Genomic DNA, 17754 nt, shown 5'->3' on the forward strand with positions numbered 1-17754 from the left:
ACGCCAAGGGCTACCACGGCTGCGGTAGCCGCTCCTTGAGCAGTTCCAGAAACGCCTGCGCCGCCACCGGCAGGCTGCGCCCGGCCAGGGTCTGAATTTCGATGTCGCGCAGGTCCATGCCGGGGTCGCTGATGGGCAGGGCCACGATGGCACCCTCGGCCACCAGGTGGCGCACGGCGATCTCGCTGGCCACGGACAGGCCGCCGCCCAGCCGTACAAAGTTGACCACCGTCTTGGCGTGGTTGCTGATGAGCACGGCTTCGAGCTGCAGGCCCTGGCGGCTGCAGACGATGTCGATCATCTGGCGCACCGTGGTTTCGGCCGGGGGCAGGGCCAGCGGGTACCCGGCCATCTGCGCCAGGGGCACGCTGCCTGCGCTGGCCAGTGGGTGGCCCGGGGGTAGCAGGGCCAGCACCGGCGCGCTCTGGCGGTAGGCCACGTCGATGTCCTTGTGCGGTGCGCGGCTGAAGCACAGGCCGATGTCGGCTGCGCCGCTGCGCACGGCGTCGGGCACCTGGGCCGTGGGCAGGGCGATCACGCTGAACTGCACCCCTGCGTACGTGCGCTGGAACTCCACGCACAGGCGCGGCACCAGTTCGTTCGCAAACGCATCCGATGTGGCCAGGCGCACCTGCCCCGCACGCAGGCCCTGCAGCGCGCCGATCTCGCCCAGTGCGCGCTCGGCGTCCAGCACCGTGCGGCGGGCGTGCACGGCCAGGATCTCGCCCGCCGCTGTCAGCACCATGCCGCGCGGGTGGCGCTCAAAGAGGGGGGTGCCCAGTTGCGCCTCCAGCCCCGCGATCTGCCGGCTGAGGGCCGAAGCAGCCACATGCAGCCGAGCCGAGGCCTCGGTGAGCGATCCACTCTGCGCCACGGCCAGAAAGTAGCGCAGGGTGGTGTCTTGCAGCAGGTGGGGACGCATGGAGGAAGGGGCGGAAAGGGAGGTGTTCAGTATGCGCCGGTTTGCCGTGGTGGCAAAGCAGCTTGCTGAAATGCTGTTGGTCAAGCAAGGCGCAGCTTCCTAAGATGGTTCCATCCTCTGTTGTGTCCGATTTCTTTGCGGGAGTGCTCTGTATGCGTCTACTTTCCTGGGGCCGTGGTGTCTGGGGCCTGGCCGGCCTGCTGGTGCTGGCATCTGCCGCGCAGGCACAAGCCAATTGGCCGGACCGCCCCGTGCGGGTGATCGTGCCCTTCCCGGCCAGCGGCGCCACCGACCTGGTGGCCCGCGTGGTCACCCAGCGCGTGGCGGCCGACCTGGGCCAGCAACTGGTGGTGGACAACAAGCCCGGCGCGGGCGGCACCCTGGGCACGGCCGAGGCGGCCAAGGCCGCACCCGACGGTTACACCCTGCTGCTGACCACCAGCAGCACACATGCCATCTCGCCCCACCTCATGCCCAAGCTGGCCTACGACCCACGCAAGGACTTTGTGCCCGTCGCCCATGTGGCCGACGCACCCAGCGTGCTGCTGGTCACCAACAGCCTGCCGGTCAAGACCGTGGGCGAATTGATTGCCTACGCCAAGGCCCACCCCGGCAAGCTCAACTACGCCACCAGCGGCAACGGCACCATCGTGCACCTGAACACGGCCGCCTTCAGCGCCCAGGCGGGTGTGGAGATGACGCACATCCCCTACAAGGGCACGGCCCTGGCCATCCCTGACCTGATTGCCGGGCAGACGCATGTGCTGTTCGATTCCCTGCCCACCGGCATGCCGCACGCCAGGGCCGGCCGCCTGCGCGCACTGGCCGTGACCAGCGAAAAGCGCAGCACCCTGGCGCCCGAGCTGCCAACGCTGGCCGAATCTGGCCTGCCCGGCTATTCGTCGGTGACCTGGTTTGGCGTGTACCTGCCCGCCGGGGCTCCCCCCGCCTTGGTGGACCGCGTGCACAAGGCTTTTGCCAAGGCCGTGCAGGCGCCCGAGGTGGCCGAGAGCCTGGCCAAGCTGGGCGTGGAGCCCGCCGCGCCGCGCACACCCGCGCAGTTTGGTGCCATGGTGCAGGCGGACAGCAACCGCTGGGCGACGGTGATTCGCCAACACAAAATAAGCATTGAATAACCCCCCTGAGGCGCTGCGCGCCTTCCCCCCGCTCTCGCACCGCTGCGCGATGCGGGCGAGGGGACGACACCCTCGGTGCGGGGCGGCCCTTCCTCGGTGTCCTTTTCCTCGGACACGCCAGTTTTCATCCGAGCGGGTCCTGGCCCGCCATGGAGTCCCATCACATGAACCCCCAAGCCCTCGACTGGTCCCTTCCCTACGCCTCCCACCGCAGCGCGGTGATGGGCCGCAATGTGGTCTCCACGTCGCAACCACTGGCGGCGCAGGCGGGGCTGCGCATGCTGCTGGCCGGTGGCAACGCGGTGGACGCCGCCATTGCCGCCGCCATGGCGCTCACCGTGGTGGAGCCCACGGGCTGCGGCCTGGGCAGCGACGGGTTTGCCATCGTGTGGGATGGCAAGGAGCTGCACGGCCTCAATGCCTCGGGCCGCTCGCCCGCAGCGTGGACGCCTGAATACTTCGAAAAATTGGGTGGCATCCCCGAGACGGGCTGGAACGCCGTCACCGTGCCGGGTGCCGTGTCGGCCTGGGTGGCGCTCTCCAAGCGCCTGGGCAAGCTGCCGTTTGCACAACTGGCCCAGCCCGCCATCGACTATGCGCGCAATGGCTTCCCGGTGTCGCCCACCATCGCCCGCCTGTGGGCGCTGGGCGCGGCCAAGCTGGGCACGCAGCCCGGGTTTGCCGAGTGCTTCATGCCGAATGGTAGCGTGCCCCAGGCGGGCGAAATCTTTCGCAGCGAAGCCCATGCGCGCACGCTGGAGCTGATTGCCGAGACCGAGGGCGAGGCCTTTTACCGTGGCGTGATCGCCGAGCGCATCGCGGCGCATGCACAGGCCCATGGCGGCGCCATGACGATGGCCGACCTGGCCGCGCACCAGGCCGACTGGGTTGGCACCATTCAGCAGCGCTTTGGTGATTCCGTGGTTCATGAAATCCCGCCCAATGGCCAAGGCATTGCCGCGCTGATGGCGCTGGGCATGCTCGATGCCCACGGTGTGGGCACGCACCCGCTGGACAGCGTGGAGACCGTGCACGCCAGCATCGAGGCCATGAAACTCGCGTTTGCCGACCTGCACCAGTACAACGCCGACATCGACGCCATGCACGTCAAGCCCGATGCGCTGCTGAACCCCGACTACCTGCGCGGCCGCGCCGCGCTGATCGACACCACGCGCGCTGGCGACCCTGGCTACGGCGCCCCGCGCCCCGGTGGCACGGTGTACCTGGCGGCGGCCGACGCGTCCGGCATGATGGTCTCTTTCATCCAGTCCAACTACATGGGCTTTGGCTCGGGCGTGGTGGTGCCGGGCACGGGCATCAGCCTGCAGAACCGGGGCCACGGCTTCAACCTGATCCCGGGCCACGCCAACCAGGTGGCGCCGCGCAAGCGCCCCTCGCACACCATCATCCCGGCCTTTGCCATGCATGCCGACGGCACGCCCCAGATGGCGTTTGGCGTGATGGGCGGGCCGATGCAGAGCCAGGGCCACACCCAGATGGCACTGCGCGTGCTGCGCTACGGCCAGAACCCGCAGGCGGCGGCTGATGCGCCCCGCTGGCGCGTGACGGGCGGCAAGGGTGTGGCCGTGGAGCCAGGCTTTGACCCTGCCGTGGTCGCCGCGCTGCGCGCGCGCGGGCACGAAGTGACGGTGGAAGAGGGCAACGGCGTGTTCGCCTTTGGCGGCGCCCAGCTGGTGCTCAAGAACGGCAACAGCTACATCGCAGGCTCCGACCCGCGCAAGGACGGGCACGCGGTAGCGTTCTGACGGCCTTGCGCGCAGCGCACTGAGGCGGCTCAGCGCGTTGTGCAGGCCGGAAACCGCTTGGCGAGCTCGTGCGCTGGCATCGTCTCCGCAAGGTCGAGGTTGCGCACCAGCGGGATGTATTCCCCTGTGTCGGTGAATCGCAAGAGGGTGGTCACGACGCGGCTGCCGGAGCCGCCTTGTTGACAGCCCGACAGTTCCAGCCCCAGGCCCAACTGACGGGAACCATCGTCCGTGCCTTTCCAGCCCATGGCCCGCTCTCGCAGAGCCTGCAGGCGCGGCAGGGCGGCTGGGTCGATCCGCCAGACCTGCACATGGGTCCGGGGCGTTTCATATTCCGCGAGCACGCTGCGATCGGCCGTGCTGCGCAGCTCCTGCAGGGGCAATTTTTCTTCCAGGCGCTCGGTGGCGATGGCTCCCCCGGGCTTGCGCAGCGTGCGCGAAACGCTCACCGTGAGCTCCAGTGCGTTGCCATGAAGCTGCAGGCCCGGGCTGTGTACCACGGCGGCGCGCAGCGCGGTGGGGTCCAGCGTCTCCAACTGGAGCTGCCGCAGCTTCCACAGTGATGACACCGGCACACTGCCACAGGCCGACAGCAGCACCAGGGCCAAAAGACACGATGAAGCACGGAGAAAAGCCGAAGGGCGCAGGGGCGTTAGGAAAAACAGCATGGTGGTAAATTTCTGTTTGACGGTATATTATTATTGTTTTACAGAAAAATTTACCGACCATGACGCAACATTTACCCCCATCGGTATCTTCTGTTCACAGCCCCTCGTTTCGCCGCCTGGCCTGGGGCCTTCTCGCGGCCAGCTGGGCGTGTGCCCTGGTATCGCTGGTGTTGTCGATGGCGCGCTGGGCGGCCATCGGGCATGAAACGGGTTGGGGTGGCTGGATGCCGCTGTCGGTGGTGCCCTCGCAGGCCTTGTTGGTCGGCCTCACACCGCCGCCCTCCATGGAGACCCATTGGCGCTGGGTGGGCGTGGCGCTGGAGTGCATTCCCGCTGCGGCCATGCTGTATGCGGTGCTGTGCGTGCATCGCATCTGCCGGTCCTTTCTGGCCGGGGCCGTGTTCGGGCCGGCGGTGGTGCACGGGTTCCGTGGCGTGGGCTGGGGCTTTTTGGCGATGTTCGTGACTTCACTCGTCTACCAGGCGGGGGTGACGGCGCTGCTGTCCTGGCTGGCTTCCGGCCAGCAGAACGGCCTGGTGGCGCTGGGCGTGGGACCGTTTGAAATGAGCGTATTGGTCGTGGGGCTGATGATGTTGCTTCTGGGGCACGTGCTGGCCGAGGGCCACCGCCTGCAAGCCGAAGCGGATGCGTTTGTTTAGCAACTCGCCAGCGAAGGAATTCCTATGGCGATTGTCGTGACCCTGGATGAAATGCTCGCGCGCCGCAAGGTCAAGTCGCGCGATCTGGCGGCCCATGTGGGCATCACCGAGGCCAACCTGTCCCTGCTCAAGAGCGGAAAGGTCAAGGGCGTGCGTTTCGAGACCCTGTCCGCCATCTGCAGTTATCTGCAGTGCCAGCCGGCAGACCTGCTGGCCTGGGTGCCCGATGCGGACACGAAGGATAGCGAGGCGCCTTCGCGTGGCGAGGCTGGTGGCTTGGCCCAGGGCGACTAGGGCAGTGCGAGGCACGCGCGGCTCCGGCCCGCGACTGGCCTGGGCAGTAGCTGGGGCGCTGTTGCTGCATGGATTGGTTCTGGCGATGCTGAGCAGAAGCGATGGTGCTCTGCGAACTTCGCCCGAGCGCAGCGATGCACCTGCCATGGTAAGGGTGACGCTGGCGCCGCTGCCCGCGTCTACGGCACCCAGCGAGCCGTTGCCAGCTGCCGTTCCCCAGCCTGCCGCTCCAACCCGGAGCGCCACACCCGTTGCCAGCGGGCAGGGCCGCACGCAGGCCGTTATTCGCAGCGGGCGGCCGATCGCTGTGGAGCCTGCTGCGCCTGATGGCAGCGTGGAGGGCTTGACCGCCGCACTGCCAGTTGCGCCCGCGCCGCAGGCGCCGGCATCCGGGCCGGGTGATGCCTCACGGGCTGCTCCCAGCATGGACGATGTGGCACGGGCGCTCCAGCGCGAGCGGGCCTGGCAGCGCCGGCAAGGGGCACAGCAATCGCAGCCGCCGCATCAGCGCTGGGAAGTTGCTCCGACTGGGGCCTTGGGATCTGGCATTGCCGAGCGCGACCTGCGCGGCGCAGAGGGCCGGCGCATGGTTCAGGCTGCGGGCCCCTGGGGCACCTACTGTGTGGAGTTGCCTTCGGCCAACCAGCCTCCGGCCATGGGGGCCGCGCCCCGCGTTGCGCCAACCAGCACCTGCCGCTGAATGTGGGAGGCGGCGATGGGCAGTGCCGTCAGCGCGTTTCCCGCACGGTCAGCCAGGTGCTGGCCGCGCCGCTGAGCACGATCGCGGCGATCCCGGCCATCGACCAGCCATCGGGCACATGGCGGTACACCAGCCAGCCCGCCAGCATCGCAAACCCGATCTGCGAATACAGGAACGGCGCGATCGTCACCGGCGTGGTGCGCGCATAGGCATGGAGCAGCAGCATGTGGCCCACCGCGCTCGACAGGCCCATGGTGAACATGCCCGCCCACAGCCACGGATCGCTCACCGGCTGCCAGAAAAACGGCACGCCCAGCGACACCAGCGCGGTGGCGATCCAGCTGGTGTAGAGCTGCGTGGTGGCGGGACTCTCGTGCCCGGCCATCTTGCTGCTCAGCACCTGGTAGCCCGTGCCCGCAGCCAGCATGCACAGCGGCCACAGCAGCGCCCAGGTGAAGGCTTCACCGCCGGGCCGGATGATGGCCAGCGTGCCCGCCAGGCCCGCCACCACCAGCAGCCAGCGCAAAGGGCTCACCGGCTGGTGCAGCCAAAGGGCCGCCACCACCGTCACACACAGCGGCACCGTGGCCACGATGGCCGTGAACTCCGCCAGCGGCAAGGCCGTGAGGCTGATGAAGCCGAACAGGCTGGTCATGGCGAACAGCGCGCCGCGCAAGGCCTGGAAGCGGGGCTGTGTGGTGCGCAGGGCAGGGCGCCCCGCCCGTTGCAGCACGAAGGCCGTGGTCAGCAGCGACTGGAACACATAGCGCATCCACAGCGCCATGACGATGGGTACGCCCACGCTGACCAGCTTGCTTGCGGTGTCCAGCAGCGCAAAGAACGCGCAGGCCGTGACGGCAAGCGCGATGCCCGCCAGCGCCGCACGCCGGCGGGCTGCGGGGCTGGTCGACGTCGCAGGGCCTGAGGAACTCACGGCGTGCTGCGTGCACGCTCCAGCAGCATGGCGTCGCCATAGCTGAAGAAGCGGTACTGCTGGGCAATCGCGTGCCGGTACAGGCCCATGATGTGGGCATATCCCGCAAACGCGCTCACCAGCATCATCAGCGTGCTTTTGGGCAGGTGGAAGTTGGTGACCAGCACATCCACCACGCGGAACTCGAAGCCGGGTGTGATGAAGATGTTGGTGTCGCCCGTGGCCCGGCCGGTCTGGGCCCAGGATTCGAGCGTGCGCACCGTGGTCGTGCCCACGGCCACCACACGGCCGCCGCGCTGGCGGCAGCGCTCCAGCGCGGCCAGCGTGGCCAGCGGAATCTCGTACCACTCGCTGTGCATCTGGTGTTCGGCCAGGTTCTCGGTCTTGCAGGGCTGGAAGGTGCCCGCGCCCACGTGCAGCGTGACGCTCGCGCGCTCGACGCCGCGCGCCGCCAGGTCGGCCAGCACGCCTTCGTCAAAGTGCAGCGCGGCCGTGGGCGCGGCCACGGCGCCGGGGTTGCGGGCAAACACGGTCTGGTAGCGCTGGCTGTCTTCGGCCTCGTCGGGGTCGTGGTCGGTGTTTTGCTGGCGCTCGATGTAGGGGGGCAGCGGCAGGTGGCCGTGGCGGTCCATCAGCTCCCAGGGGGATTCGCCCGCCGGGCCGTGCAGCGCAAAGCGGAACAGCGGGCCGTCCTCGGTGGGCCAGCGGCCCAGCAGCTGCGCGTCAAAGCCGCCCGCCTTGCGGCCACCAGCCATGTGCACCACGCTGCCGGGCAGGGGCTTCTTGCTAACCTTCATGTGGGCCACGACTTCGTTACCCGGGTTGCCAGCCTCGACGGGCAGCACGCGTTCGATCAGCAGCTCCAGCTTGCCGCCACTGGCCTTCTCGCCAAAGATGCGCGCCTTGACCACGCGCGTGTCGTTGAAGACGAGCAGGTCGCCTTCGCGCAGCAGGCCGGGCAGCTCGCGAAAGATACGGTCCACCGGCTGCATGGCGCGGCCGTCGAGCAGGCGCGAGGCGCTGCGTTCGGGCGCGGGGTGCTGGGCAATGAGTTCGGGGGGCAGCGAAAAGTCGAAGTCGCTGAGGGTGAACACGCGGGGTGTTGTGGGGGCGCTGGCTGCGCCGCTGGAGAGATCAGTCATCGTGCTTGAGGGCCGAACGGGCCCGTGCCAAGGTAAAAATTGCGGAAGGCGCGATTGTCACACGGGGGTGCAGGCGCTGCAGGCGCGGTGCTATGGCTGGGGGGTGAACGCCATCGGCGCGGGCACACTGCGCACCAGCCGCCGCACGTCATCCGCCTGGGCCAGTGTGGTGCCAGGGTGCAGCAGCGCGGCCGCCCCGGCCGCCACGCCCCAACGCAGGGCCTCGGCAGGCGCATCGCCCCGGTCCAGCGCCCAGACCAGGGTCGCCAGAAAACAGTCGCCCGCGCCCGTGGTGCCGGTGGTGGCGGGTACGTTGAGGGCCGGGGCCTGCCACACGCCCTCGCGCGTGGCCAGCACGGCGCCTTGTTCGCCCACTGACAACGCCACGATCTCGGCGGCGCCGCTGTGCACCAGCGACTGGGCGGCGGTGCACCAGTCGGCCGCATGTTCCAGCGGCTGTTGCATCACGTCGCGCAGCTCGCGTAGGCTGGGCTTGACCAGCGCCACCCCGGCCTGCAAGGCCGCCGCCAGCGGCGGCCCCGAGGTGTCAACGGCCACCCGCAAGCCCCGGCCGGCTAAGGCACGTGCCAGCTGGGCGTAGAAGTCGTCCGGTGTGCCAGGCGGCAGGCTGCCGCTGGCAATCAGCCAGCGGGGTGGTGGGGTGTGGGTAGCCAGCGCATCCAGGCAGGCCTGCCACTCGGCGGGTTGCAGCGTGGGGCCGGGCAGCACAAAACGAAACTCCTGGCTTGTGGTGGTCTCGACCACCGAGAAGTTCTCGCGCGTATCGCCCGAAATTGGTTGCAGCAGCGTGGGCACGCCCTCCGCGGCCAGCAACTGCCGCACCTGTGTGCCCGCCGCACCGCCCGCCAGCGCCCAGGCGCACACGTCTGCGCCCAGGCGGTGCAGCACCCGCGCCACGTTGATGCCGCCGCCACCCGCAAAGCGCTGCACCGGGCCGCAGCGCAGCTTGTGGGTGGGCGCAACGTGGTCGGTGGTGGTGGCCAGGTCGAGGGCGGGGTTCAGCGTGAGGGTGATCAGTGCGGGCATCGGGCTACCAGACCTTTTCGGCAAAGCCTGACCATAGCTCGTTCAGGTCCGGAAAGCGCCACTTGTCGGGGTCTTCGCGCGCCACGATCTTCTCGGTGCAGCCCGGGGCAGACAGGTCCACCATTTCGGGGGGGATGCGCAGGTCGGACTTGGTCGAGAAGAACACCTTGACCATGGGGGCGGTGAGTGCGGCGGCCGATTGCTCGGTGACCACGCCGATGCGGCCCGAGGTCAGGCGCACGAGCGAGCCCACAGGGTAGATGCCGATACTTTTGACAAAGGCCTGGAAGATGCGGGCGTCGAAATGGTCCTTGGTCCACTCGGCCATGCGGCGCAGTGACTCGGCGGGGTCCCATCCACGCTTGTAGGGCCGGTCGGAGGTGATGGCGTCGTACACGTCGCAAATGGCCGTCATGCGCGCGATCACGCTGATGCCTTCGCCCTGCAGCTTGTCGGGGTAGCCGGAGCCATCGACTTTTTCATGGTGGTGCAGACAGGCGTCCAGCACGGCGTCGGGCACGTTGCCGCCCTCCTTGAGCATGTGGTAGCCCTCCACCGGGTGGCTGCGCACCACGGTGAATTCCTGGTCAGTGAGCTTGCCGGGCTTGTTGAGCACGGCCAGCGGGATGGCCGCCTTGCCCAGATCGTGCAGCAGGCCTGCCATGCCCGCCAGCCGCTGCTGGTCGTCCTTGAGCTTGAGCTGCTTGGCCAGGGCCACCATCAGCGCGCACACCGCCACCGAGTGCATGTAGGTGTAGTCGTCGGCCGTTTTCAGGCGCGCCAGGCTGATGAGCGCGCCGGGGTTGCGGGTGACGGAATCCGAAATTTCTTCCACCAGGCTCTGTGCACTCGCCGAGTCCACCGCGCGGCCCATGCGGGCCTCGTTGAACATCGAGACCACGGCTTCTTTGGATTTCACGCAGATGGCAGCGGCCATCTTGAGTTCGCTGTGCATGTCCGCAGGATTGCGGTTGCGCTTGGGCGGTGGCGGTGGGGATGGCAGCGTGACTTTGATGGGCGGCAGGTCCTCCAGGCGACTGAAGTCGGTGTCAATCTGCGCGTCGGCCTCCTCGCGCGACACCGACGCGGTGCCCGCCGCCACGTCCAGCCCCTTGTCGGTGTCAATCCAGATTTCCTGGATGGCAGTGGCTTGTATCCGGGCCAGGTCCCCGGGGTCTTTGAGCAAGAACTTGGCCCGCCAGAACGGGTGGTCCATCCACGACCCGCAGAACTCGTGCAGATACATGCCCAGGGTGAGATGCTGAATGTGAATGCGCTTGAGCATGGTAGGGGACCTGGACTCTGAATAAACGCCCGTCTTTAGGCGTAATCAACGGTAACCATGGTAGCCTTTTTGCCCCACCCTTGTCGTTCGCAGAACCCGCTACATGCCCGCCGCAGCCCCCAGAGTTTCCCTTAGCGCCAAGGCTTCGGCAGCCCCTGCTGCGGCCAAAGGCGGCGCGTCGGTGGCACAAAAGGCGCTGCAAAAGCTGGGGCTCCAACGTGACATCGACCTCGCCCTGCACCTGCCCCTGCGCTACGAGGATGAAACCCGCATCACCCCGCTGGCTAATGCGCGCGACGGGCAGATGGTGCAGATCGAAGCCACGGTGACTGCGAGCGAGATTCAGCTACGCCCGCGCCGCCAGCTGCTGGTGCAGGTGGAGGACGACACCGGCTCGTGCGAGCTGCGCTTCTTCAGCTTCTACCCCTCGCACCAGAAAACCCTGGCCGTGGGTGCGCGCCTGCGCATCCGGGGTGAGATCAAGGGCGGCTTCTGGGGGCGGCAGATGATGCACCCGGCGTTCCGCGTGGCGGGCGGCGAGCTGCCTGCGGCGTTGACGCCCGTCTACCCCACCACCGCCGGTTTGCCCCAGCCCTACCTGCGCCGTGCGGTGGTGGGCGCGCTGACGCGGGTGGACTTGTCAGACACCCTGCCACCCGGTGCCGAGCCGCCGGTGACTCGGGTTTATGGCCAAAATGGCCTCCAGCGCTTATTCAGCCTGCGCGAGGCGCTCACTTTTTTGCACCACCCCACGCCCGATGTGGCGCTGTCCACGCTGGAGGACCACAGCCACCCCGCGTGGCAGCGCCTCAAGGCCGAGGAGTTACTGGCCCAGCAGCTATCGCAGCAGCAGTCGCGCCGCGCACGCGACATGCTGCGTGCGCCCGTGTTGCGCGCCCAAAAAGCCGCCGACGGTGCCTTGCCGCTGCATGAGCAGTTGCTGGCCGTGTTGCCCTTCAGCCTCACCTCCGCCCAGCGCCGCGTGGGCGAAGAAATTGCCGCCGACCTGGCCCGCCAGGTGCCCATGCACCGGCTGCTGCAGGGTGATGTGGGCTCGGGCAAAACCGTGGTCTCGGCCCTGGCCGCCTGTCTGGCGATGGATGCGGGCTGGCAGTGCGCGCTGATGGCCCCCACCGAAATCCTGGCCGCGCAGCATTTCGCCAAGATGATCGGCTGGCTCGAACCCCTGCTGGCCGAGCGCGGCCGCAAGGTGGTCTGGCTGGTGGGCGGGCAAAAGAAAAAGGACCGCGCTGCCATGCTGGCGCTGGTGGCCAGCGGCGAGGCCGCGCTGGTGGTGGGCACCCACGCCGTGATCCAGGAGCAGGTGCAGTTCAAGAACCTGGCGCTGGCCATCATCGACGAGCAGCACCGTTTTGGCGTGGCGCAGCGGCTTGCCTTGCGGCAGAAACTCGCTGCCCATGGCATGGAGCCCCACATGCTCATGATGAGTGCCACCCCTATCCCGCGCACGCTGGCCATGAGCTACTACGCCGACCTCGATGTGTCGGTCATCGATGAGCTGCCCCCGGGCCGCACGCCCATCGTTACCAAACTCATTGCCGACAGCCGCAAGGACGAAGTGATTGAGCGCATCGGCGCGCAGGTGGAGGCCGGGCGGCAGGTGTACTGGGTGTGCCCGCTGATCGAAGAAAGCGAGGCGCTGGACCTCTCCAACGCCACCGCCACCCACGCCGATCTGAGCGAGGCCTTGCCGGGCTGCATGGTCGGTCTGCTGCACTCGCGCATGCCCACGGCCGAGAAGAAGGCCGTGATGGCGCTCTTCACCAGCGGCCAGATGGGCGTGCTGGTCAGCACCACCGTGATCGAGGTGGGGGTGGACGTGCCCAATGCCTCGCTCATGGTCATTGAACATGCCGAGCGTTTTGGGCTGAGCCAGCTGCACCAGCTGCGCGGCCGGGTGGGCCGGGGCGCGGCCGCCTCGGCCTGTGTGCTGCTGTACGCCACCAACGACAGCGGTCGCGTGGGCGAAACCGCCAAGGAGCGCCTGCGCGCCATGGCCGAGACCAACGACGGCTTCGAGATCGCCCGGCGCGATCTGGAGATTCGCGGGCCCGGCGAGTTTCTGGGCGCGCGCCAGTCGGGGGATGCGCTGTTGCGCTTTGCCGACCTGGCGACCGACACGCACCTGCTCGAATGGGCGCGCGAACTGGCGCCGCAGATGCTGGACCGGTATCCTGACCTGGCCGCAAAGCACGTCGCGCGCTGGTTGGGTGGAAAATCCGACTATCTCAAGGCATGACACGGCCTGCTGGAACACACCATGACCCTCACCGAACTCAAGTACATCGTTGCCGTAGCGCGGGAGAAGCACTTTGGTCATGCGGCCGATGCCTGCTACGTGTCGCAGCCCACACTGTCGGTGGCCATCAAGAAGCTGGAAGAAGAGCTGGATGTGAAGCTCTTCGAGCGCAGCGCGGGTGAGGTTTCGGTGACGCCGCTGGGCGAAGAGATCGTGCGCCAGGCGCAGAGCGTGCTGGAGCAGGCGGCGGCCATCAAGGAGATTGCCAAGCGCGGCAAGGACCCGCTGGCGGGGCCGCTCACCCTGGGGGTCATCTACACCATCGGGCCCTATCTGCTGCCCGAGCTGGTGCGCCAGTCCATCACGCGCACACCCCAGATGCCGCTGATGCTGCAGGAGAACTTCACCGTCAAGCTGCTGGAGATGCTGCGTACCGGCGAGATCGACTGTGCCATCCTGGCCGAACCTTTCCCCGACACGGGCCTGGCCATGGCGCCGCTGTATGACGAGCCCTTCATGGCGGCCGTGCCCAGCACGCACCCGCTGGCGGTGAAGAAGTCCGTGACGGCGGCCGAACTCAAGAGCGAGACCATGCTGCTGCTAGGGGCGGGCCATTGTTTTCGCGACCATGTGCTGGAGGTCTGCCCCGAATTTGCGCGCTTTGCGAGCAACGCCGAGGGCATCCGCAAGTCGTTTGAAGGCTCTTCGCTCGAAACCATCAAGCACATGGTGGCCGCAGGCATGGGCGTGACGCTGGTGCCGCGCCTTTCAGTGCCGCGCGATGCACTGCTCACCGTGTCACGCCGCCGCAAGAGCGACGAAAGCTATATCCGCTACCTGCCCATCCGCGAAGAAGACGGCGGCCCGCCACCCATGCGCCGTGTGGTGCTGGCATGGCGGCGCAGCTTTACCCGGTATGAAGCCATTGCGTCATTGCGCAACGCGGTGTATGCCTGCGAGCTGCCGGGGGTCAAGCGGCTGTCATAAGGCCGGCCTGGCCTGCACCGCGCTGGCGGGCGATGTCCTGCTGCCGTGGTGTGGCTCTGACGCAGGTCAGGCTCGCTGGTCATGGCCTTGCGCTACAGTGTTTTTGGTGCGATGCCTCCAGGTCCGACGGGTCGGCGGGCATCTGCTGTCGAATCCATCTTCACTTCAGGAGCAATGACATGGCCAAGGCCTCCAAGACCACCGCCCCCACCATCAACATCGGCATCAGTGACAAGGACCGCGCTGCCATCGCCCAGGGCCTGTCGCGCCTGCTGGCCGACACCTACACGCTGTACCTCACCACCCACAACTTCCACTGGAACGTGACGGGCCCCATGTTCAACACGCTGCACACCATGTTCATGGCGCAGTACACCGAGCTGTGGAATGCCGTGGACCCGATTGCCGAGCGCATCCGCTCGCTGGGCCATGTGGCGCCGGGCTCCTATGCCGAATTCGGCAAGCTGGCCACGGTGCCCGATGCGCCCGCCAAGCCGCCCAAGGCACTGGAGATGGTGCGCGTGCTGGTCGAAGGCCATGAGGCCGTGGCCCGCACCGCGCGCAGCCTGTTCCCCCTGGCCGACAAGGCCAGCGACGAGCCCACGGCCGACCTGCTGACGCAGCGCCTCACGGTGCACGAGCAGACGGCGTGGATGCTGCGCTCGCTGCTCGAAGAGTAAAAGGGTTCGCAGCTTCCACGCGCATTACCCGAGGGGCGCAGAACACTGCAGCACAGCGAAAAAGAGCGCCTTGTCCTACATGGCGCCGTTCCATCGCCTGCGCATGATGCGGGTTTTGGTCCTGCTCCCTTCTTCGCAGGGCGGCATGGCGTATCAATCCCCTCTGATGTATGCGAATCCTGTACGTTGAAGACAACCCGGAGCTGCGCGAGACCATCGGCATGCTTATGGAAGGTGAAGGCCGGACGGTCACGCCCTGCGCCACTGCCGAGGAGGCGCTGGCTCTGGATGCTGGGGACGTCTTTGATGTGGTGGTGACCGATGTCAGCCTGCCCGGCCTTTCGGGCACGGAACTGGCCCGCCAGCTGCTGGCGGATGATCCGCAGCGGTGGGTGGTGCTGTGCTCCGGCTACGAGCTGGGTAGCCACCCGCGCAGTTGGGGGCCCAACGTGCGCGCATTGCTCAAACCTTTTGAGCTGGAAGAGCTGGAGCAGCTGCTCGAGTCCATCCAGACAGCGCTGGCTTCAGCCGCCGGCTGAGGCTTGCTAGCGCCGATCGCTCGCTGTTCATACTTTACTTCATCACGCCACCCGCCTAGTCGTGGTGACCTGCGCTGTTGTGCTGGGCTGCGCGCAGTCAATTGCGGGGGCTGCGTACTGGCGAGTGGCGCGGCAGTCTCACCCGAAAGGTCGTGACATCGTCCAGTGACTGGGCCTCGATGGTTCCATGGTGGGCCCGCACGATCTGGTGCGCAATGAAGAGCCCCAGCCCCAGCCCTTGGTGGCGGCCGGGCTCACGCTCTCCCCCCCGGAACGGGTCGAACAAATGCGGCAGCAGCGCAGAGGGAATGGTGCCGCCGTTGGACACCGTGATGCTCACCTCCTCAGGGCTGGTACCGTCCACTGCAATCTGCACAGGGTGGTCGACTCTGCCGTGGTGCAGGGCGTTGCCAACCAGGTTGGTGATCACCTGACACAGGCGTTCGGCATCCCAGGTGCCGGCCAGGTCGCCTTGCAGGGTGGACCCGATGTAGCGTTCCGGGTGGCTGGTGGCCACCTCATCCAGCGTGCGCTGCACCAGCGCCTGCATGTGGGTGGAGCCCAGCTGCAGCGCCAGCCCGCCCGCCTGGCGAATGCGGGTCACGTCCAGCAGGTCTTCGATCATGTGGCCCATGCGCTGGCTGGCGCCCAGCACCCGGTCGGCCATCAGCACCGCCTTGTCGGGGGGCGGCTGGCGCTTGAGCACGGTGGCCGCCGCGACGATGGACTGCAGCGGTGTGCGCAGGTCGTGGCTCAGCACGGCCATGAACATTTCGTTGATGCGCAAGGCCTCGGTGCGTGCGCGCAGCTCGTGCGCCAGCGCCTGCTTGCGCCGGTGCAGTTCAAAGAACACGCTCGCCTTGTTGGTGAGCATGTGCGGGTCGATGGGTTTGTACAGAAAGTCCACCGCCCCGCTCTCGTACCCCCGGAACTGCCAGTTTTGCTCGCGCGAGCCCGCCGTCATGAAGATGAGCGGGATGTGCCGGGTGCGCTCGCTGCCCCGGATCAGTTCCGCCAGCTCGAAGCCGTTCATGTCGGGCATCTGCACGTCCAGCAAGGCCAGGGCCACGTCGTCATGGGCCAGCAGCAGTTCCAGGGCCTCGGGGCCCGACTGGGCCTTGAGGATGTCCAGCCCGTCGCGTTGCAGCAGCGCCTCCAGGGCGATCAGGTTTTCCTCGACATCGTCAACGAGCAGGCATTTGGTGTGGTCAGTCTGGGGCATGGGCGGTGGGGAGTGTGGATGGGGTTCTCAAGGAAGGACGCATATGCCCGTATCAAAGCTGCTGGCGCTGGTGCAGGTCCGCCAACAGCCTGGCAATGCCTTCAGGGGGCAGGATGTGGTCAACCGCCAAGGCCGCGATGGCCGCCTGCGGCATGGTGGGCATGCTGGCGCTGGCGGGGTCTTGCACGATCGTGAGGCCGCCCGCCGCCTGAATGGCTTGCAGGCCGTGCACACCGTCTTCGTTGGCGCCTGACAGCAGGACGCCCACCAGCCGGGGGCCGTAGTGGTCTGCCGCCGATTCGAACAGCACGTCGATGGAGGGGCGGGAAAAATGCAGAGGGGCGTCCAGCGACAGCCCCACATGCGGACCCCTGGGCCCGGCATCGACCAGCAGGTGATAGTCGGGTGGCGCAAAGCTGACCGAGCCTGGCGTGATGGCGTCCTTGTCCTGCGCCTCGCGCAGCGCCAGGGCGCAGCGGGGCTGGAAGATGTCCACCAGCAGGCTGCGCCGGTCCCGGGGCAGGTGCAGCACGACCAGAACCGCAGCCTGCAGTGTGGCGGGCAGCGCGGGCAGCAGCTGCAAGAGGGCATCAATACCGCCCGAAGAGCCACCCACCACGACGGCGTGGTAGCCCCCCGGTGGCGATGGCCTTGGCGCCAGGGCGGGGCTGGTCATAGTCCGGCCTTTTTTCGGTAGATGCGGTCCTCCAGCACGAAGTCCTCGAAGGCATCGGTGTGCCCAGAAAACCGCAATGACTCCTTGGAGCCCAGGCCCAGGAAGCCCCGGTGGCACAGCGACTCGCGGAACAGCCCGAGTGCACGGTTCTGCAGGTCGCGCTCGAAGTAAATGAGCACATTGCGGCAGGACACCAGATGGACCTCGGCAAACACGCTGTCGGTGGCCAGGCTGTGGTCAGAGAACACCATGTGCTCGCGCAAGCCCTTGTCGAACACCACGCGGCCATAGCCGGCAGCGTAGTAGTCCGACAACGAGCTGCGAGCGCCGGAGCGCGCGTGGTTCTCGGTGAAGGCAGGCACCCGGGACAGGTCGAACACACCTGCCTCGGCGGCGCGCAGCGCGTGCGGGTTGATGTCCGTGGCGTAGATCAGCGTACGGTCCAGCAGGCCTTCTTCCTGCAGCAGGATGGCCAGCGAATACACCTCTTCTCCCGCGCTGCACCCGGCCACCCAGACCTTGAGCGACGGGTAGGTGCGCAGCAGTGGCACCACCTCCTGGCGCAGCGCCTGGAAGTAACTGGGGTCGCGGAACATGTCGCTCACCTGCACGGTGAGGTATTCGAGCAGCGCAGGGAACACGGCGGTCTCGTGCAGCACGCGGTCCTGCAGCTGCGACAGCGTCTTGCAGTCGAACTGCACCAGCGCCGACGCCAGCCGCCGCTTGAGCGACGCCTGTGCGTAGCCCCGGAAGTCGTAGTGGTAGCGGTGGTAGATGGCATCGATCAGCAGGCGCTGCTCGATGTCGGCGGTGCGGGCCTTGCGATGGGGCATGGCG

Annotated in this window: 18 protein-coding genes; 9 read left to right on the top strand and 9 right to left on the bottom strand. The window is 67.5% G+C overall.

The window, feature by feature from the left end; genetic code table 11:
• Nucleotides 1–10 precede the first annotated feature (10 nt).
• Nucleotides 11–922, bottom strand: coding sequence for a LysR family transcriptional regulator (locus NFX52_RS02560; RefSeq protein ID WP_055395616.1), 912 nt, complete (start codon nt 920–922; stop codon nt 11–13).
• A 152-nt stretch (nt 923–1074) separates the two neighbouring features.
• Here NFX52_RS02560 and NFX52_RS02565 point away from each other — a divergent pair, with 152 nt between their 5' ends.
• Both NFX52_RS02565 and NFX52_RS02570 read left to right on the top strand, forming a co-directional pair.
• Nucleotides 1075–2058 carry a Bug family tripartite tricarboxylate transporter substrate binding protein gene (locus tag NFX52_RS02565; RefSeq protein WP_055395742.1) on the top strand — a complete coding sequence of 328 codons (984 nt, stop codon included), beginning with the start codon at nt 1075–1077 and terminating at the stop codon, nt 2056–2058.
• Between the two features lie 164 nt (nt 2059–2222).
• Nucleotides 2223–3824: a gamma-glutamyltransferase family protein gene (locus NFX52_RS02570; RefSeq protein WP_055395618.1), complete on the top strand. Its 1602-nt coding sequence runs from the start codon at nt 2223–2225 to the stop codon at nt 3822–3824.
• A gap of 29 nt (nt 3825–3853) precedes the next feature.
• Here NFX52_RS02570 and NFX52_RS02575 read toward each other — a convergent pair whose 3' ends face one another.
• Nucleotides 3854–4492, bottom strand: a complete 639-nt coding sequence (locus NFX52_RS02575) for a hypothetical protein (protein WP_156358626.1) — start codon at nt 4490–4492, stop codon at nt 3854–3856.
• 59 nt (nt 4493–4551) lie between these two features.
• Between NFX52_RS02575 and NFX52_RS02580 the strand changes: the two genes are divergently transcribed.
• From NFX52_RS02580 to NFX52_RS02590, 3 genes are all read left to right on the top strand, one after another.
• Entirely contained in the window at nt 4552–5151 is a 600-nt protein-coding gene (locus NFX52_RS02580; RefSeq protein ID WP_082437325.1) for a DUF2975 domain-containing protein, read from the top strand.
• Between the two features lie 24 nt (nt 5152–5175).
• Complete coding sequence (locus NFX52_RS02585; RefSeq protein WP_055395624.1) at nt 5176–5445, top strand: helix-turn-helix domain-containing protein; 270 nt, start codon at nt 5176–5178, stop codon at nt 5443–5445.
• 85 nt (nt 5446–5530) lie between these two features.
• Nucleotides 5531–6145 (top strand): hypothetical protein, encoded by a 615-nt coding sequence (locus NFX52_RS02590; RefSeq protein ID WP_252635371.1) that lies wholly within the window; start codon nt 5531–5533, stop codon nt 6143–6145.
• A 28-nt stretch (nt 6146–6173) separates the two neighbouring features.
• Here the strand turns inward: NFX52_RS02590 and NFX52_RS02595 are convergent, their stop codons facing one another.
• The 4 genes from NFX52_RS02595 to NFX52_RS02610 form a co-directional block, all read right to left on the bottom strand.
• Entirely contained in the window at nt 6174–7079 is a 906-nt protein-coding gene (locus tag NFX52_RS02595) for a DMT family transporter (protein ID WP_055395628.1), read from the bottom strand.
• Nucleotides 7076–8221 carry a tRNA preQ1(34) S-adenosylmethionine ribosyltransferase-isomerase QueA gene (gene queA / locus NFX52_RS02600; protein WP_055395630.1) on the bottom strand — a complete coding sequence of 382 codons (1146 nt, stop codon included), beginning with the start codon at nt 8219–8221 and terminating at the stop codon, nt 7076–7078. The genes NFX52_RS02595 and queA overlap by 4 nt, the downstream gene beginning before the upstream one ends.
• Nucleotides 8222–8311: 90 nt before the next feature.
• Nucleotides 8312–9268 carry a 1-phosphofructokinase family hexose kinase gene (locus tag NFX52_RS02605; protein ID WP_055395632.1) on the bottom strand — a complete coding sequence of 319 codons (957 nt, stop codon included), beginning with the start codon at nt 9266–9268 and terminating at the stop codon, nt 8312–8314.
• A gap of 4 nt (nt 9269–9272) precedes the next feature.
• On the bottom strand, nt 9273–10553 hold the full coding sequence (locus tag NFX52_RS02610) for a cyclic di-GMP phosphodiesterase (protein ID WP_055395633.1): 1281 nt from the start codon (nt 10551–10553) through the stop codon (nt 9273–9275).
• Nucleotides 10554–10656: 103 nt separating this feature from the next.
• Between NFX52_RS02610 and recG the strand changes: the two genes are divergently transcribed.
• From recG to NFX52_RS02630, 4 genes are all read left to right on the top strand, one after another.
• On the top strand, nt 10657–12813 hold the full coding sequence (gene recG, locus NFX52_RS02615) for an ATP-dependent DNA helicase RecG (protein WP_055395635.1): 2157 nt from the start codon (nt 10657–10659) through the stop codon (nt 12811–12813).
• A gap of 21 nt (nt 12814–12834) precedes the next feature.
• Nucleotides 12835–13800 carry a LysR substrate-binding domain-containing protein gene (locus NFX52_RS02620; protein ID WP_055395637.1) on the top strand — a complete coding sequence of 322 codons (966 nt, stop codon included), beginning with the start codon at nt 12835–12837 and terminating at the stop codon, nt 13798–13800.
• Between the two features lie 179 nt (nt 13801–13979).
• Nucleotides 13980–14480 (top strand): Dps family protein, encoded by a 501-nt coding sequence (locus NFX52_RS02625; protein ID WP_055395640.1) that lies wholly within the window; start codon nt 13980–13982, stop codon nt 14478–14480.
• Between the two features lie 170 nt (nt 14481–14650).
• On the top strand, nt 14651–15019 hold the full coding sequence (locus NFX52_RS02630; protein ID WP_055395642.1) for a response regulator: 369 nt from the start codon (nt 14651–14653) through the stop codon (nt 15017–15019).
• A gap of 97 nt (nt 15020–15116) precedes the next feature.
• Here NFX52_RS02630 and NFX52_RS02635 read toward each other — a convergent pair whose 3' ends face one another.
• Genes NFX52_RS02635 through NFX52_RS02645 form a run of 3 tightly spaced genes read right to left on the bottom strand, consistent with a single transcriptional unit; the run spans nt 15117 to nt 17750 of the window.
• Entirely contained in the window at nt 15117–16241 is a 1125-nt protein-coding gene (locus NFX52_RS02635; RefSeq protein ID WP_055395643.1) for a hybrid sensor histidine kinase/response regulator, read from the bottom strand.
• A gap of 52 nt (nt 16242–16293) precedes the next feature.
• Nucleotides 16294–16917 (bottom strand): chemotaxis protein CheB, encoded by a 624-nt coding sequence (locus NFX52_RS02640; RefSeq protein WP_055395645.1) that lies wholly within the window; start codon nt 16915–16917, stop codon nt 16294–16296.
• Complete coding sequence (locus tag NFX52_RS02645) at nt 16914–17750, bottom strand: CheR family methyltransferase (protein ID WP_055395743.1); 837 nt, start codon at nt 17748–17750, stop codon at nt 16914–16916. Before NFX52_RS02645 ends, NFX52_RS02640 begins: the two co-directional genes overlap by 4 nt.
• Nucleotides 17751–17754 lie beyond the last annotated feature (4 nt).

Source organism: Acidovorax facilis (assembly GCF_023913775.1).
Lineage (GTDB): Bacteria > Pseudomonadota > Gammaproteobacteria > Burkholderiales > Burkholderiaceae_C > Acidovorax > Acidovorax facilis.